Source organism: Nostoc sp. T09, from assembly GCF_002154695.1.
Taxonomy (GTDB): Bacteria; Cyanobacteriota; Cyanobacteriia; order Cyanobacteriales; family Nostocaceae; genus Aulosira.
In genome coordinates this window covers 12,457-27,731 of the sequence record NZ_MTAV01000089.1, presented here as the reverse complement: position 1 = coordinate 27,731, position 15,275 = coordinate 12,457, and the positions used below count along the sequence as shown (strand labels likewise).

The window sequence follows — 15,275 nt, the reverse complement described above, 5'->3', positions numbered from 1 at the left end:
TCTTTGTTAAGATTCTATACTTTTACGGAAAACCGTCTGTTTTTTGAAAATCCACGATATATCGCTGTAATGTAGACGATATATCGCTTCTAGACTTAGTAACGATAGTGAGCAAAGGCTTTGTTGGCTTCTGCCATACGGTGTGTTTCTTCCCGCTTCCGAATGGCATTTCCGGTTTCGTTGGCAGCATCCATTAACTCATTAGCTAATTTGCCGGCCATTGTGCGTCCGGGTCTAGAACGAGAAAATTGTACCAGCCAACGTAGTGCTAGGGTAGTACCCCGTTCTGAACGCACTTCCATTGGTACTTGGTAAGTGGCTCCACCAACTCGGCGAGCTTTAACTTCTACTAAAGGCGTTGCATTCCGCACCGCTCTTTCAAAGGTTTCTAACGCAGGATTACCAGTGCGTTCCTCAATTGTTTTTAAGGCATCATAAACAATGCGTGCGGCCAGAGATTTCTTACCACTACGCATTATTCGCCGCATGATCATGCTAACTAAGCGGCTATTATAAACTGAGTCAGGCGGAACTGGGCGCCTTTGACTAACACCACGACGAGACATACTTCACCCTTAATTCGGTTTTGGCAACGAAATTATATGCTATCAGACACCGGAAACTAAAAGCGGTACGAACCGCCGCTCAGACTTCCTCAATTTTTCTTTTACAGATGCAGCCAGGTAAACCTAATTCACTTGTTACCTGCTACCAGATAAACAAGGCGACAACAATAATAAACCTTAATATCTACATTAAAGTGTTGCTGTCACTTAAATACGATTCGGATTAAAAGTTCCTACACTTGCTCGCTTAGTGCAGGATCTTGATTTGTTGACACAGACACAAGAACTATAACTAATGCGGCGATCGCAAATGCCAGTTTTTTTGTCCCTGAGCGCTTTTAGGTTAGACGATTAATCGTACTTTGATGCGATTAACCGCCTAGCTCCTATTTTTTCGCTTCTTTTGGACGCTTGGTTCCATACTTGGAGCGACCTTGCTTACGGTCTTTGACTCCGGCTGTATCTAAGGTTCCACGGATGATGTGGTATCTCACGCCTGGTAGGTCTTTAACCCGACCACCACGAATCATCACAACTGAGTGTTCTTGCAGGTTGTGACCAATGCCTGGAATGTAAGCTGTAACTTCAAATCCAGAAGTAAGCCTTACCCTTGCCACTTTACGTAGTGCTGAGTTAGGCTTTTTAGGCGTAGTTGTGTATACTCTGGTACAAACCCCCCGACGTTGGGGGCATTGCTTCAGAGCTGGAGATTTGGTTTTCTGACGCGCTTTTTCGCGTTCATTACGGATGAGCTGCTGTATTGTTGGCATGAGTTACAGCGCGTAAGCTGCTTAGTGTCTAAGTTTTAACAAATCCTAATTATAACTTTTTTTAAGGTTTCATGTCAATTATTATTTGTCATTTGCTCAGTTACGATTGAAAAGCTATTTTTACTACTGATTATTCACCCCTGATGCTTGACTAAAGTCGAAAGAATTACCACAGCCACAGGTAGCGATCGCTTGGGGATTGTGGAAACGAAAGCCTCCACCCATGAGATCTTCTGAATAATCCACTGTTAACCCATTAATGTATTTTAAACTTTCTGCATCTACGACTAATTGGATAGCACTCAAGTCAAAAACGCGATCGCCAGTTTTTACTGTCTGATCAAAAGACATATCATAAAACCAGCCAGAACAACCACCTTGTCTAATTGCTAATCGAAACAAGACCTTTTGCGGCTGCTTTAACTTTAATCGCTGAATTTCACTTGTAGCTGCTGGACTTAATTGAATCATAGAATTTATTTTAAAAATTTCAAACCCATCTTCCAGTATTACAGATGCCTTGGCATCAAGGGTAATGGGGACAAGAAAGACAAACAATTCAAAATGAAAACTTTAGACATGTACTTTATTATTGACCAATGCCAAATGACCATTGACGCGAAATCCCACCCCTTTTCAAGGATGGGATGATCTGAAAAAAACTTATGACACCAGAATACTGCTAAATATTCAATTCCGACTTAACGGCTTTGATCGCCAGTACGAGCATAATCATCTTGATAGCGGATAATATCGTCTTCTCCTAAGTATTCGCCATTCTGGACTTCAATCAACACTAAGGGAATTACACCAGGATTCTCTAAACGATGAGTTGTACACTGAGGTACATAAGTAGACTGATTATTGCTCAACAAGACTTCTCTTTCGCCGCAAACTACCCTAGCTGTACCAGAAACAACAATCCAGTGTTCGCTACGATGATGATGCATTTGTAAGCTGAGGCGGTGTCCGGGCTTAACTTCGATGCGTTTAATTTTGTATCCGCGCCCTTCTTCTAAAACTGTAAAAGAACCCCAAGGGCGTAACTCAGTTGCAGCAACGCCTCGGGAAGTAATGGCTGAATGCAAGGGCAGAGTATTAGTTTGTGTTGTTTCTGAAAATTGAACCATAGTGACCTCATTTGAAGACATAACAAACCGTCTGTACTTTATGAACCATTGATCAAAAATCTGGCGTTATCGTGCAGTAGCGAAAATGAGTACTTGAGTCGCACTTTGCCAAACATAGCAAAATCAACCTCTATGGTGTAAAAGACCACTGATAAAACCACTGCCTCTATACCAATTCTTCATCAACCAAAAGCCAGCTTATTCTCAACTTTAAAAACGAACTGGGGCAAAAGGAGAGACAACAAAAATAATCACAAATGCCCCATGCCCAAGATCTAATTGCTGATCACTTTTGTTCCAAAAAAATACCAATGCCGTTATGGACACGTGCAGCAGTACTAGGGGAACGATCAATCAGTTGTCCTCCCAGGTAAAGACTGGTAGAACTACCACCGTCTAAATTGAGAGCATCTACACAACCTAGAAGTTTCATTAGTTGGGCATGTTCCGCCAAAGTAGGGCCAGGACCGCCAGCACGATTATGCACGGCAGCAATCATCAAATTACCTGTGGTATTTGTGCAAATACCGCTGCGAATTGCTTTTTCTGCAATAAATGCATCACTGAATTTTTCGTCTTTAGCATCAAGGACAATTTGACGATTTTTGACCAGTAATGGCCCTGCACCAATGATATTGGGATAACGACTAAAGTCATTAGGAGCAGTAGTGCTGGTAATGCTAAGTGCAGTACCAATAGGTAATTGCGCAGCAGCATTCACTGCATTACCGCGTAAAGTTAGTAGGTAGCCATCCTGGGGAATAGGAAGGCTGGTTTGGCCTGCTTTACCACCTGTTAACTGATTGATAACTTGGCCTTTCTGGATGGTAAGGATGATTTCGTTATCTGTTAGGGGAGTATAAGCTGGTCCCCAAACTGGGGTGTAACGGGCAATACCACTTTGAACGTAAGCACTGTTGAGATAAAGAATTGGCAATCGCAGGTTATTAGGAGCAATTAAAGTTTCTTCTAAAGTGAGACGGCCGAAGTAAAATTGCCCTGAATCATTCCAAGCGATCGCTCCGCGGTTGAGTATTGGACCTGACACCCACTGAGCATCCTGACGAATTGCACCCAAAGGTAAGCGATTATTGCGATTAAAATAACCGCCATTAATTGCTGCTGCTGCTGAGTACTTTGGTGCTGTTTGCATTAAGGGAGCAGTACCAGCCAGGGTATCGAGGTTACTTCTAATCGGTTTTAGTCTTAATCCAAAGGCGCGGGGATTAATTTCTAGCCAGACGATGGGAAAACGTTCTGTGCCTAAATTGAAAAACTGCTGTCGCCATTGCAATCCTTTAGCCCAAGCAATATTCTTCTCTACCAATGCATCAGGACGAATATCGATGATTAAACGATTGGGGTTAGCAAGAGTAGTAATCCGGGGAGCCATACCAAAAGGTACGCTGAGGCGAATCACGGTTTGGTTGTTGACTACCTCCACTTGCTTAATTAAAGGTTCTGGAGTGGGTGCTGGTGAAACTGGATCTGGCAATAATTGTTTGAGTGGATTTAGTAGTGGCGTTGTCGGTAACGGTGCAGCCGGGAGAGGAGTATACCGTTGTATCAAGCTGGGGTCGGCTATTCCATCTAGGGTAATTTTCCACTCTCTATTCGGAGGTCCAGAGGGTTTAGGAGTTGGCGTATCAGGGTCAGGGGGACTTTTGATCGGTAACTCTTGTGACACTTGCCAGGGTGTTGGGCGATCTAAATCTACAAAGATGCGATTGCCCACAGGTTGTTGGCTCTGAAGGATATCTTTGACTATTGCTGCTGGAGTCGCAATCGCCAAAATGTTGCCATTGGCTTGGATCTGCCATCCTGCTGCTTGGGTAAAATTTGTAATATCTAGATAGCGATATCCTCTTTGCAGCGAAGCGGATAAAACCTGTGGCGTTGTACTTGGCGAAAACCACTCTACTGGTTGTCTAGCAGGATTGTTGGTATTTAATAAATCTACTCCGATTAATTGCCTGAGTGCTCCGTCACTAAGATGAGTTGTCAAGCGATCGCCACTTCCAGGTCGCTGCAACCAAGCTCCTGGCAAAATCCGACCATTGAGCGAAATTTGATTACCAGAGGCCAATACCTTAGGGATAGGAACTTTCGGCGTTTGGGACGTTAGGGTTGGTGATGGTATGGTAAGCGTGGGTAACTGCTGAGCGCTAGTAGCACTGGTAGTATATAAACACAGTGCTGTAGCAATGATTGGCGAGATATTAGTCCAAAAGACTCGGCAATGACCTTGATTGACAGGATGATTGCGGGATTTTGGTCGCTCACAGTTGGGCATTTTCAACATTATTTGCTAGGTATTTTGGAAAGCTGTTACCCAGAATCTAGATTGACTCATGATTCAGAATTCTTAAAAAATAATGATCTGAGCTTTGGAGAAACGTGATATTATATAGAGTGGCTTGTTATCTCTTGTAGAAACAAACAAGCGTTTCTTCATAAAAGCACTGCAACTCAGTGTTTTAACTGGCACTTCCAGCAGCCCAGGATGGTAGTCTTGGTAATCAAGGCTGGATTAAAATATTCCCTCCTCACTGATGTTTGCTACTGTTGCTACTTAAGTGAGGTATAGCTAGTAGTAACGCAAGTGGCAATCAATAAAAATCAACAAAAATCTAGATAACAACAGAGATATTTAGGAATTGTCAAATGGGCATATAGTGTAATAGTCTGAACTTTATTACCTGATCGGGGTAATTTCGGCAACTTTGGTTTCAGGGTTAGTTATAAATAGCTTTACCTGAAAAATAGGTGTCACCTGGTCAAGAATTGAGAAAAAACTTAGCTTCACGATATAAATAAAAAGCTATTAGGGCAAAGGTAATTTGTCTAACTCAGCGTAAACACATAAAAAAATAACGCGATTATTTTAACACGGGTGAATCAAAACGTAAAACCGAAGTTAAAATTTTTTTTTCCTTAAATTTCGGTGATTCTATTTTTCTCCATTGCGCAATCTGAGAAATTTTTCTCACAAGCAGCGGCAAAATTCGTAACTCAGCATTTCAGGAACAGGCTATGCATAATAAACCAATGAATCAAGTGCAGAAAATGACATTTTCAGATACTGACTCAAGGGATAGTTACCAGGGGCAAAGATGGTTAGTTGAGGAACGAGATGCTTGTGGTGTAGGGTTTATCGCCCATCGCCAGAATTTTGCCAGCCATGAAATTGTGGACAAAGCTTTAGCTGCTTTGACTTGCCTAGAACACCGGGGTGGTTGCAGTGCCGATCGAGACTCAGGTGATGGTGCAGGCATATTGACAGCGATACCTTGGGAGTTGTTCCAAGAAGACTATATCCAAACAGGGATAAAAGCTGTATCCACTAGCAATTTAGCTGTGGGAATGATCTTCTTACCGCAAGACCATGAAGCAGCGCAAAAATCCCGAGCAATGGTTGAGCAAATTGCGGCTGAGGAGAAATTAACTGTACTGGGCTGGCGAGTAGTACCTGTGCAGCCAAATTCATTAGGGATACAAGCAAAAGAAAATCAACCCGAAATCGAACAAGTTTTTCTATCTTCTGCAAACAACAGTGGTGAAGAACTAGAAAGGCAATTGTATATTACCCGACGTCGCATTTTTAAAGCTGCAAAAAACATCTCCGAGGACTTTTACATTTGCTCCTTGTCAAACCGCACAATTGTCTATAAAGGCATGGTACGTTCTGCGGTGTTAGGAGATTTTTATCAAGATTTAAAAAATCCAGCTTACAAAAGTGCCTTTGCTGTCTATCATCGGCGTTTTAGTACCAACACCATGCCTAAGTGGCCTTTAGCCCAACCAATGCGGTTGTTGGGTCATAACGGCGAAATCAACACTTTGTTAGGCAATATCAACTGGATGATGGCACGGGAAGCTAGTTTAGATCATCCAGTATGGGGCGTTGGCGCAGCCTCTCCAGAGGAGACTCGCATTAACGAACTCAAGCCATTAGTTCACATTGACAATAGTGACTCTGCCACCTTAGATAACGTATTTGAATTATTGGTGCGTTCTGGACGCAGTCCCTTGGAAGCCTTGATGATGTTGGTTCCAGAGGCTTACCAAAATCAGCCTTCTTTACAGAACTATCCAGAGATTACCGATTTCTACGAATATTACAGCGGCTTGCAAGAAGCGTGGGATGGTCCAGCACTTTTAGTCTTTAGCGATGGGCAAAAAGTGGGTGCGACATTAGATCGCAATGGCTTAAGACCAGCTCGCTATGCCATCACCAAGGACGACTACATCGTTGTGGCTTCGGAAGCAGGCGTAGTAGATTTCCCAGAAGCTAACATTATTGAAAAAGGCAGGCTGGGACCTGGACAGATGATTGCCGTGGATTTAACCACCAATGAAGTACTGAAGAATTGGGAAATTAAACAGCGCATTGCTAAACAGCACCCTTATGGAGAATGGTTGCGACAGCATCGCCAAGAACTAAAAGAATTGGTTAATAATCATACTTCAGCTACCAATGGGAATGGAAATAGGGCAAATAACAACAATGGTAACGGCCATTCTGCAACTGACAACGGACATCTAACAACTGGAAAAATTGATAGACAAAACTTGCTGCAACATCAAGTTGCCTTTGGCTACACCACAGAAGATGTAGAAATGGTGATTCAGCCAATGGCTATGCAAGGTTCAGAGCCAACTTTCTGTATGGGAGATGATATTCCCCTAGCAGTGTTGTCAGAAAAACCCCACTTGCTTTATGACTATTTCAAACAGCGCTTTGCACAGGTGACAAACCCAGCCATTGATCCCTTACGGGAAAAGCTAGTTATGTCGCTGAAGGTGGAACTGGGTGAACGAGGTAACTTATTAGAAGCCAAGCCAGAGTATGCTCGCAGAATCAAACTAGAGTCGCCAGTACTGACCGAGACAGAATTAGAGGCGATTAAACTTTCAGGATTTGCCACTGCTGAATTGTCAACTCTATTTGAAATTGCCACAGGCCCAGAAGGCTTGAAAGCAGCAGTTAAGTCTTTGCAAGCTAAAGCGGCTGAATCGGTGCGGGCAGGTGCGAAGATTTTGATATTGAGCGATCGCTCGACCTTGGGAACCGAATACAGCTACATTCCTCCGCTGTTGGCGGTAGGTGCTGTACACCATCACCTAATCCGTGAAGGGTTGCGGATGAAAGCATCCCTCATTGTCAATACTGCCCAGTGTTGGAGTACTCATCATTTTGCTTGTCTGATTGGCTATGGTGCGGGTGCAGTTTGCCCCTATATGGCTTTGGACAGTGTAAGAGATTGGTGGTCTGATCCCAAAACCCAACAGTTTATGACTAGGGGACAGATTTCCAGCATCACCCTAGAGCAAGCTTTAGCCAACTATCGCAAAGCAGTAGAATCTGGTTTGCTGAAGATTCTCTCCAAAATGGGAATTTCTTTACTCTCTAGCTATCAAGCAGCACAAATCTTTGAAGCCATTGGGATTGGTGGAGATTTGTTAGAACTGGGATTCCAGGGTACAGCCTCCCGTATCGGTGGCTTGAGTGTGAGCGAACTAGCCACTGAAATACTTTCCTTCCATCACAAAGCTTTCCCAGAACTAACAACTAAAAAGTTAGAAAACTTAGGCTTTGTCCAGTACCGTCGCGGCGGCGAGTACCACATGAATAGCCCCGAACTAGCAAAAGCACTACATAAAGCTGTAGATGGGAAACAATACGACCACTACGAGGTTTACAAACAGCACCTCCAAGGTAGACCAGTCACCGCCTTACGCGACTTGCTAGACTTCCAAAGCGATCGCTCACCAATCCCCTTAGAAGAAGTTGAATCAATCAGCAAGATTGTGGAACGCTTCTGCACTGGTGGTATGTCTTTGGGTGCTTTGTCAAGAGAAGCCCATGAAACTTTAGCGATCGCCATGAACAGAATTGGCGGTAAATCCAACTCTGGTGAAGGTGGCGAAGATCCTGTACGTTACAAAGTTTTAGATGATGTAGACGAATCTGGTCACTCACCCACCCTCCCGCACTTAAAAGGATTGCGGAATGGTGACACTGCTTCTAGTGCGATTAAACAAGTTGCATCGGGACGGTTTGGTGTCACACCAGGTTACTTGGCCAGCGCCAAGCAAATTGAAATCAAAATCGCTCAAGGTGCCAAGCCGGGGGAAGGTGGACAACTACCTGGTCCGAAGGTAAGCCCTTATATTGCGATGTTAAGGCGCTCAAAGCCTGGTGTAACTTTGATTTCTCCACCGCCACACCATGATATTTACTCGATTGAAGACTTAGCGCAGCTAATTTTTGACTTGCATCAAATCAATCCCAAAGCTCAAGTATCAGTGAAGCTAGTAGCAGAAATTGGGATTGGGACGATCGCAGCTGGGGTAGCCAAAGCTAACGCCGATATCATTCAGATTTCTGGGCATGATGGTGGTACAGGTGCGTCACCACTGAGTTCGATTAAACACGCTGGTTCACCTTGGGAACTCGGTTTAAGCGAAGTACATCGTGTGCTAATGCAAAACAGCCTGCGCGATCGCGTGATTTTGCGTGTAGATGGCGGTCTCAAGAGTGGCTGGGATGTGATAATTGGTGCCTTGATGGGCGGTGAAGAATTCGGTTTTGGCTCCATCGCTATGATTGCCGAAGGCTGTATTATGGCGCGGATCTGCCATACAAATAACTGCCCTGTAGGTGTCGCTTCCCAAAAAGAAGAACTGCGGAAACGGTTCTCCGGAATGCCAGAACATGTGGTTAACTTCTTCTACTTTGTTGCTGAAGAAGTGCGTAGTCTCTTGGCGAAACTAGGCTACCGTTCGCTATCAGAAGTAGTTGGACGTGCAGATTTGTTGAAATTGCGTGAGGATGTCAAACTCACCAAAACCCAATCACTCAATCTCAACTGCTTACTTCAGCTACCAGATACCAAAGATAACCGTAGCTGGTTGGTGCATGAAGAAGTTCATAGCAACGGTGTAGTTGTAGATGACCAATTGCTTGCCGATCCAGATATTCAAGCTGCCATTAGTCACCAGTCTACGATCGCCAAAACCTTAAAAATCGTCAACACCGACAGAACAGTAGGTGCTAGATTAGCAGGAGCGATCGCTTCTAAATATGGCGATAACGGCTTTGCAGGACAAATTCATCTCAACTTCCAAGGTAGTGTAGGGCAGAGTTTTGGTGCATTCAACCTTCCTGGGATGATTCTCCGGCTGGAAGGAGAAGCCAACGACTATGTAGGCAAAGGAATGCACGGTGGTGAAATCATCATCAAACCTCCAGCTAGTGCCACCTATAACCCTGCACAAAATGTGATAGTTGGCAATCCCTGCCTCTACGGTGCTACTGGTGGGGTGTTATTTGCCAATGGCTTAGCGGGAGAACGCTTTGCTGTACGCAACTCCAAAGGGTTAGCAGTCATTGAAGGTGCTGGGGATCACTGCTGTGAATATATGACTGGTGGCGTGATTGTCGTCCTCGGTAAAGTAGGACGCAACGTAGCGGCTGGGATGACTGGCGGACTGGCATACTTCTTGGATGAAGACGGTTCCTTCCCGGACTTAGTTAACAAGGACATTGTCAAAATTCAGCAGGTAAGTACAGAAGCTGGTGAGAAACAATTGCAAGAATTAATTCAAACCCATTGCGATCGCACTGGTTCGCCAAAAGCAAAAATGATTCTGCAAAACTGGCAGGAATTTTTACCGAAGTTCTGGCAATTAGTACCGCCTTCTGAGGCTGACAGTCCAGAAGCAAATCCCCAAATCAAACAGTTGAGCACAGTTTAGTATATTGACGCTAGTCATTAGTCATTAATAAATCAGATATGGCTAATGACTAGAGTGGTTCTCTTTCCTATTCAACAAAATTGGATTGTATAAGCCTCTCACCCGTCCTAGGTCGATAATTCTCCCAGAAAAGTTAAAGCCCCACTTCATCTTCGGGAAGGCTAACGCCAATACCTGAAGGCAAAGTGGGGTATTTTACTTTTATCAACTTAAATTAACTGAATTATTTAGTCAATTTGTATACCAAATTTCTTTTAATTTGTAATTAATAATTACTTCTCTACCGCTATTAGACTATCTATATATTTCTTTGCCTACGTTACGGTTTATTTAATAAATATTAAGTTCATTTTTTTGGAGAATTGGTATTAGATATTACTAATTTACTATTACTTTTTATTTGCAATTAATTTTTGGTCTTTATCTTGCATTTCTAAAAGTTCTGGAACAGTAACAAAGCTATAGCCCTGCTTGCGAAAGTTAGCAATAATTGTTGGTAAAGCTTCTACAGTTTGGGAACGATTACCGCCTCCATCATGCATAAGCACGATACCACCTGGTTTGGCTTCCCTAAATACATTATTAATTAACCGTGGCACACTGGGGCGCGAGTAATCCATAGAGTCAGAAGACCACATAATAACGGCGTACTTGCTATTTTTAGCGTAAGCAGCAACTCCATTATGCATCATTCCTCCTGGTGGTCGAAACATATTTGTTTTTACACCTGTAAGTTGAAAAATTAAATTTGTTGTGTTGTCGATTTCATAGGCAGCTGTTTGTGGATTCATGAAATGATACCAATGATGCCAGGTATGATTGGCAACAGTATGTCCTTCAGCTACTACCCGCTTCAAAAGATCTGGAAAATTTTTTACGTTCTGCCCAACGACAAAAAATGTTGCTTTGATATCATTTTGTTTAAGAATATCCAGCACTTTTGCAGTGCTTTCAGGCCAAGGACCATCATCAAAGGTAAGTGCAATTACTTTCTTTCCTGGACTTATTTTTGCAGCCTCAATAGTTACCCCTAGAAAACTTGGTGGGATAGCATAAGCGAACCCCTTAGCTTTAGCTTGTTGCTGCCAAGTTGTGAGCATTGTCGCCTTTAAGCTTTCAATCCGCTCTTGAGTCCCTACTTTAGCAGAAATAGCGGTTTCATTTATAGTTTGCTGACTCTGAGCCTCAGAAGCATTTGGTTTGACAAGCATCATCAAGCCAAGACTGAAGCTACCAACTAAGACAACTAATGCAATTAATAATCCTTGCGGCCAAAAAAACGACTTATTGTTTTCCACCTAATAGCTCCTTGAAGGGTTAAACCATCAGATACGTATCTGACGGGTACGTTATAACATATTTTTTTACACACTTAGATACACAGAGACTGTCTGGTAATCTTGAAAAATTGAATCAAGATTAACAGAAATTTAGCAATCAGTCATATAGATATAAAAAGTTCAACTGAAAACCAGATTATCTGGTTTATTAGGAACCGCTATCCATACGATATTTGGTACTGTTTAATTTCAAATAGACCATCCGCAGGGATTGGATATTGAATTTGTACCTATCAATAGCTAAAACAAGGAAACAGAAAAATTAGGCGATTTACTGCTCCTTTAAAAGTTATGTTAGTAAGAGTAATGAATTTACTCAGACTTATTGCCTATCAGTTAATTAATTTGGAAAATATTTACCCCTTATTACTTAGGCGTCTAAATATCCTGCTTCTATTCAAGAGGTAAGCTATTTAATTAGCGTATTGGGGGGTGGTATCTACCCAAAATGCATTTAACAAGTTATTCAGTTTCATCGGTGACAGAGTATATTGTACTGCTGATAGTTATTTTTTCTTTTTTAAGAAAAAGTTAAATTTTTAGATTTCTGACTATTATCCTTACCTTCCCTTAAGCAAAGAGACGACTCCAGTAAAATATAGTTTCCCATTACCCAAGTTCGATTAGTCGTTAACCTAGATACTCTTTACTGATTCATCAACAAAAATTTTGTTATCGTCTAAGTTTCTATATTGTGGCAATAATATGACATGATACATAAACTGTTAAGTAATAAAAGTTTATGTGAGTGGCAAATAGTTAGATTATCCACTATTGATTGTGGTTTATTACTTAATTAATCTAAATATTCAGCTTGGCTTTCTACTAATAAAAATATCCAATGGTACAGCAAAATTACTTAGAAATTTATTTTGTCGGCTGTAATCTTATCATAAATGAGAAAAAAATTAAATATAAATTCTAGTTGATTAACTGCCAGAAGTTGTGACGTAGTATTTTTATTTAATTAAATAGTTTCAATTTATACCCAGTAAAGTAAAACCTACGCGATCGCATCTCCGTCTAAGCTAACCATAAATCCTGAGAAAATCTGATAGCAAAGGTTGCTATGAGGATGGCAAAGAAACTCATAATTGCATATCCCCAGCGAGGGTAACGAGCAAGTAGCAGCCCAAATCCTACTGAAAGTGAGACGATACCGTAAGCGTAACGCTCGACAGACAAGGTATTTCCAATATTGAGGATTAATAAAAAAGAACAGAAGCCGTAGACAACAGCAGCTAGAGGAATTTTATTCCTTGAGAGCCATAAAAAATAAATACCACCAAAAACCAACAGAATTTTAATATATGGATCGCCTCCTAATAACCACAGTATTAAATTTAACAAATAAAATCCTAATATCAGCTTGGTAGAACTCAATTTAGAGCGGAAGTACCATAATAAACAACCGCTAACGATAGAGAATGTGAAGAGTATAGGATGTAATGGGTCTTGAATGTGGCCAGACTGTGCATTACCTGGGCCTATTACAGTTAACATCAGGTTATACCACCAACCTTGCAAATCAAACCCTGCTGACGAACGCCATCCTTTTTGTGCATGTACAAAAGCTAAAGCATCACTAAATTTAATTTGGCAGTACAAGCTATAAATCAACACACCTAACCCCACGGCTAAACTAGAAATATAAGCCTTCATACCTCTGCGTTCTTTCAAAGAGGCAAACAAAAACGCAGGTATCAGAGCCATTCCAGGGGATCTTGTTGCGGTGGATAATGCGCCCCAGAAAGCTACTGAGAGATACTGCTGTTTCTCAAAGGCTCGTAAGGCTGCTGTGGTAAATAATAAAAATAACCCTTCAGTGTAAATAACCGTTCCATAAACAGAGTAAGGGCACCATGCTAAAGTTGCTGTAGCCCACCGTGCTGCATGTGTACCATAATTCTCTTCTACCCAAAAATACAGCACGATCAGAGCAGCTAAAAATGCCAAATTATTCAAAAGCACACCCGCCACTTCAAAAGGCAAGCCGAGGCTCATAATGAGATGTACTAATAAAGGGAAAAGTGGGAAGAAAGCAACAGCACTTTGCCCATATTCATTGGTATATCCATAACCAAAAGTGGCAATTATCTGATACCAAATACTATCCCAAGCAGAGAAAACATTCCAACTAAATGTGGCAGCAATACCATTTGGTGGAGTTGGCAGTAAAGGAGCAATCAATAACATCGCAATAACGATTACCAAGCGGCTAGATAGCCACATTGCTATGGCAAAAAATAAACTATTTTTCAGTAATTCTTTAGTTTTTATCATTGAAATAGATCATTTATATATTAATTATTTAAATAAATACATTTAACCCAGCCACTTATCTTGTCCATAGCGTACCCATTGTTGTATTAGCATAATTGCTGAAATCAAAATTAAACAAAACAGATTGTTATATTTTGTTTTCCCAGGAATACAGCGATATAAATATCCTATAGCTACGAATAAAAAAGGCATTGCAAAAACATATCTTCCCAAGCTAAACAGGCTACCTTGTGTTAAAAATATTATGGCAGAATGTGCAACAGTAAAATATATACAAACCCAAAATATATAGCTTTTAGCTAAGTTTTGTGAATGGTTTGATAGAGTTAGAGCTTTAAAACTGTTGTGTAATTTATTTTTATTGACTCTAAGATAATTAAACAAATACCAAAAAAGTAATAAAGGAGGATACAAAAATAATATATTCCACCAGAGCCTAAATTTAGGAACAAATATATGTAGCTCAGGCTGAATTAGTTTTAGATAAACAAATGTAAGTGATAAACATAAAATAATTAATGGTAAATAAAGGCCTAATAAGTCAATTAGCAAGGTTTTAGGGAAAAATAAAAGTTCTAGATGCAAGCCAAAACTTTTTCCCCAGTGACTCTGATCGTGAAAAGGTGCAAAAAAATCGCCTCTATTTTTCAAACAGAAACTTCCATAAGCAGCATATCCTAATAAGGCTGATATCCATATGGTGAGACTAAGTTTTAGCTCGTGTTGAAATTTTTGAAGATTAGTTAATATATTGCTTGTATAATTTTTTTTTGATGAGTAACTTTCCCATATACTAATTGTGAACATTGCTGCCGTGGTTGAGAAAAATATTTGGATTAGTATTGGTCGAGTTAAAGACATTAAAAATGTTATAAAAAACAAAAAAGATAGTTTTAAATTTTCGTTAATTTTTAACTGCGACAAACATATCCAAATAAAAAAAATGCTAAAAAATGTGAATAAACTTTCTGTATAACCTATAACGCGAAATATTGCCATAGGATTGATAGCATAAGCTAAACCTAATAAAAATGCTAAATAAAAACTTTGCAAAGCTATCTGTAAAAGCCAGAAAAATAAAAAAGTTGAAATAAAAAATAAAAAAGTTGCACTTACTAAAAAACAATGTGCAGCTTGTTCTATTGTCTGAGGATGAAAGATATTACGAATCAGGAACGGCCACAGGGGATAAAAAGCTTTACACGTAGGATTTATAGCCATTTCAGCATAAGCTTCTACGTCCCAATAGTAACTTTTATGGGGTGCAACTGGGGGAATTTCGCGAAACAACCTAGATACAGAAAAGAATTTATGAAAAGCTTCTGGGTAAATTAACATCCCCACAGCAGCACAAAGAATAAAGATAATACAGATAATTGAAGGTAAGACCCAGCTAATAATAGTTTTTTTCTTAGCCACTTATAT

General features: G+C 40.8%; 9 protein-coding genes. 1 reads left to right on the top strand and 8 read right to left on the bottom strand.

Annotated elements, in window-relative coordinates; genetic code table 11:
- Nucleotides 1-95: 95 nt before the first annotated feature.
- From rpsG to BV372_RS18595, 5 genes are all read right to left on the bottom strand, one after another.
- Nucleotides 96-566: a 30S ribosomal protein S7 gene (gene rpsG, locus BV372_RS18620; RefSeq protein WP_086687983.1), complete on the bottom strand. Its 471-nt coding sequence runs from the start codon at nt 564-566 to the stop codon at nt 96-98.
- Between the two features lie 386 nt (nt 567-952).
- A complete protein-coding gene (gene rpsL, locus BV372_RS18615) occupies nt 953-1,336 on the bottom strand; it encodes a 30S ribosomal protein S12 (RefSeq protein WP_086687982.1) in 384 nt (127 codons plus the stop codon).
- Between the two features lie 123 nt (nt 1,337-1,459).
- Nucleotides 1,460-1,807: an iron-sulfur cluster assembly accessory protein gene (locus tag BV372_RS18610; protein WP_086687981.1), complete on the bottom strand. Its 348-nt coding sequence runs from the start codon at nt 1,805-1,807 to the stop codon at nt 1,460-1,462.
- Nucleotides 1,808-2,037: 230 nt separating this feature from the next.
- On the bottom strand, nt 2,038-2,466 hold the full coding sequence (locus BV372_RS18600) for a cupin domain-containing protein (RefSeq protein ID WP_086687979.1): 429 nt from the start codon (nt 2,464-2,466) through the stop codon (nt 2,038-2,040).
- A 286-nt stretch (nt 2,467-2,752) separates the two neighbouring features.
- Nucleotides 2,753-4,768 (bottom strand): phosphodiester glycosidase family protein, encoded by a 2,016-nt coding sequence (locus BV372_RS18595; RefSeq protein ID WP_086687978.1) that lies wholly within the window; start codon nt 4,766-4,768, stop codon nt 2,753-2,755.
- A gap of 731 nt (nt 4,769-5,499) precedes the next feature.
- Between BV372_RS18595 and gltB the strand changes: the two genes are divergently transcribed.
- On the top strand, nt 5,500-10,227 hold the full coding sequence (gltB, locus tag BV372_RS18590; protein WP_086687977.1) for a glutamate synthase large subunit: 4,728 nt from the start codon (nt 5,500-5,502) through the stop codon (nt 10,225-10,227).
- A gap of 389 nt (nt 10,228-10,616) precedes the next feature.
- Here the strand turns inward: gltB and BV372_RS18585 are convergent, their stop codons facing one another.
- The 3 genes from BV372_RS18585 to BV372_RS18575 all read right to left on the bottom strand — a co-directional run bounded on the left by BV372_RS18585 (nt 10,617) and on the right by BV372_RS18575 (nt 15,269).
- A complete protein-coding gene (locus tag BV372_RS18585) occupies nt 10,617-11,525 on the bottom strand; it encodes a polysaccharide deacetylase family protein (RefSeq protein ID WP_086687976.1) in 909 nt (302 codons plus the stop codon).
- A gap of 1,065 nt (nt 11,526-12,590) precedes the next feature.
- Complete coding sequence (locus tag BV372_RS18580; RefSeq protein ID WP_086687975.1) at nt 12,591-13,850, bottom strand: mannosyltransferase family protein; 1,260 nt, start codon at nt 13,848-13,850, stop codon at nt 12,591-12,593.
- A gap of 42 nt (nt 13,851-13,892) precedes the next feature.
- Entirely contained in the window at nt 13,893-15,269 is a 1,377-nt protein-coding gene (locus BV372_RS18575; RefSeq protein WP_086687974.1) for a mannosyltransferase, read from the bottom strand.
- Nucleotides 15,270-15,275: the final 6 nt, after the last annotated feature.